Here is a 1954-nt window from a genome sequence, read left to right as displayed (position 1 = left end):
GCTTCAGGGCCATCACGGTCTCTTTGAAATTGAACGACATCAAGATTTTAACGTTAAAAACCGGGCGATTAAATCAGTGTTTCCCTAGAAAGACCTCATGCCATCCATTTTCATCCTCGGCAACCTGCTCGGCCGCGCCCTGATCAGTTACGCGCTAGTCTGGTTCGTTTGTTTGCTGGCCAGTGGCCTGAACTGGCGCTTGGCATTCAAGCGTAGTGGCCGCTGGGTCAGCGTGCTGGCGGTCATTGCGCTGACTCTGCTGGGCATCGGCGCGGCTGTTGTGCGCAAGGGCGGGTTGTGACTACAGGCGCACCATCCCGGCAACGGCGCGTTGTTTTCGCGCTGGCAGCAATCCTTGCGATGCAGCCCGCCGCGCTACTGGCCAAACCAGCCCTGCGCGAAATGCAGATCCACAAGGTGCCGGCGCTCGGGCTGGAAATCTGGGTAGAAAACCAGCCGGCGTGGGATGCCAAGCTGGTCGATGTCGCCGGCCATCCGACCTTCGTCGCGCAAAGCCCGTCGACTTACCACCCACCGACCGTGATGACCTATGCCAGCTGGCCGAAACTGCTGGTCACGCCGAACATGTTGCCCGACGTGGCGGCGTCGGCGATTCGGCAAGCGAGCCAACATTTTGGACTTGATCCCGGACGTGGTCGCATGCTGACGATCAAGCCGGCCAGTCATGGCGCGTTGCAGGGTTTTGAAGCAGATTTTGCTGGCAAGTCGGAGGGTGTGGCGATGGACGTCAGGATTTTTGTCGGGCAGGCACCCGGACAATTCCCGGTCGCGCTGACGGTCACTACCTTGCCAGGCAAGATGGCGCACCTCGAAGAATGCATCCGGCGTGGATGGGGTCGGCTCAACTATGCGGGTGCCGTCAGCCAGCGGTAGAACCTGCCCGGAATCCTGTGAACGTGATCACCGACTCTCGTTCACAGGAACTGTCCAGTCTTCGAGATCGAGTCCTGCTACCTGACCAAAAGCTCGGTCATTTGTCACCAACACCGTGCCGGCATTGAACGCGTGTGCCGCAATGAGCAAGTCAAGCGGTGCAAGATTTTTGCCTTGTTCCTGCAGTCTTGCGCGCACCGAACCATACCGTTCAGCGACTGTGCTATCCCAAGGCAACACATCAACGCGCCGCAAGAACTCCGTCACGGCAAGATGGAGTTGCTTTGCCTCGGGCCGCTTCGCCAGTCCAAAAAGTAGCTCTCCCTCGGTGATCGCTGAAATGCAGAGCGATGCCATGGGCACACTCACTATGCGCCCGACGACTGCGGGATGCGCCTTGTCCAAGTAACTTACCGCGTTGGTATCGAGCATGGTTCGTTTCACGCGGGCGCTCCCTCGAACGGGTCGCGATCTTGCGTTGATTGCTGGCGCTCCTGTGCGCCCAGGAAATCGACTGGCACTTCGGCATTCTTAAGCGCGGAAAAGAAGTCATCCCAGTTCGCTGGTTTGCGCGACAAAATCACATCCCCGGTTACCGGGTCCTGGCGAATGAACACTTGTTTTGCATCGAAGCGAAAGGCGACCGGCAAGCGAACTGCCTGGCTGCGACCGTTGGTAAATAATTTGGCTACCTGGCTCATGGGGTCTCCTTTTTGCAAATAAATAGCGAAGCCTATGTCGCTCGATGTGATAAATCAAGGCACATGCCAGTCGCAATCACGTTCAGCCACAGCCTTGCAATGCTCGATGGCACATCCCGATGCAGGCGTCCGGCATGGGTGTGTTCGGCTAAAATAGTTTGTTGCCACCAGTTAGCGGTAAAAACTTTTCCAGGATTGCCGCCATGTCCATCGCCATCACACCCGCCACGCCTTACTACGCCGTCATCTTCACATCCCTACTGTCCGAGCCCAACCCTGCCTACGTAAGCGGTCACCCAGCGGCGTTATAGCCCCCCGTTAAACCTCCCGTCAGAATCGAATTTTGATCAATGACGCGG

At 57.5% G+C, this 1954-nt stretch carries 4 protein-coding genes; 2 read left to right on the top strand and 2 right to left on the bottom strand.

Annotated elements, in window-relative coordinates:
- Positions 1-97 precede the first annotated feature (97 nt).
- Together QN370_RS20470 and QN370_RS20465 are read left to right on the top strand one after the other, a co-directional pair.
- The gene (locus QN370_RS20470) at positions 98-301 is read left to right on the top strand and encodes a hypothetical protein (protein ID WP_322128358.1); all 204 of its coding nucleotides are present in this window, start codon (positions 98-100) and stop codon (positions 299-301) included.
- On the top strand, positions 298-894 hold the full coding sequence (locus tag QN370_RS20465) for a hypothetical protein (RefSeq protein WP_322128357.1): 597 nt from the start codon (positions 298-300) through the stop codon (positions 892-894). The genes QN370_RS20470 and QN370_RS20465 overlap by 4 nt, the downstream gene beginning before the upstream one ends.
- A gap of 27 nt (positions 895-921) precedes the next feature.
- Here the strand turns inward: QN370_RS20465 and QN370_RS20460 are convergent, their stop codons facing one another.
- Both QN370_RS20460 and QN370_RS20455 read right to left on the bottom strand, forming a co-directional pair.
- Positions 922-1338 (bottom strand): type II toxin-antitoxin system VapC family toxin, encoded by a 417-nt coding sequence (locus tag QN370_RS20460; protein WP_322128356.1) that lies wholly within the window; start codon positions 1336-1338, stop codon positions 922-924.
- Entirely contained in the window at positions 1335-1595 is a 261-nt protein-coding gene (locus QN370_RS20455; protein WP_322128355.1) for an AbrB/MazE/SpoVT family DNA-binding domain-containing protein, read from the bottom strand. Before QN370_RS20455 ends, QN370_RS20460 begins: the two co-directional genes overlap by 4 nt.
- Positions 1596-1954 lie beyond the last annotated feature (359 nt).

Source organism: Actimicrobium sp. CCI2.3, from assembly GCF_035019065.1.
Lineage (GTDB): Bacteria > Pseudomonadota > Gammaproteobacteria > Burkholderiales > Burkholderiaceae_D > Actimicrobium.
This window is presented reverse-complemented; position numbering and strand designations above follow the sequence as displayed.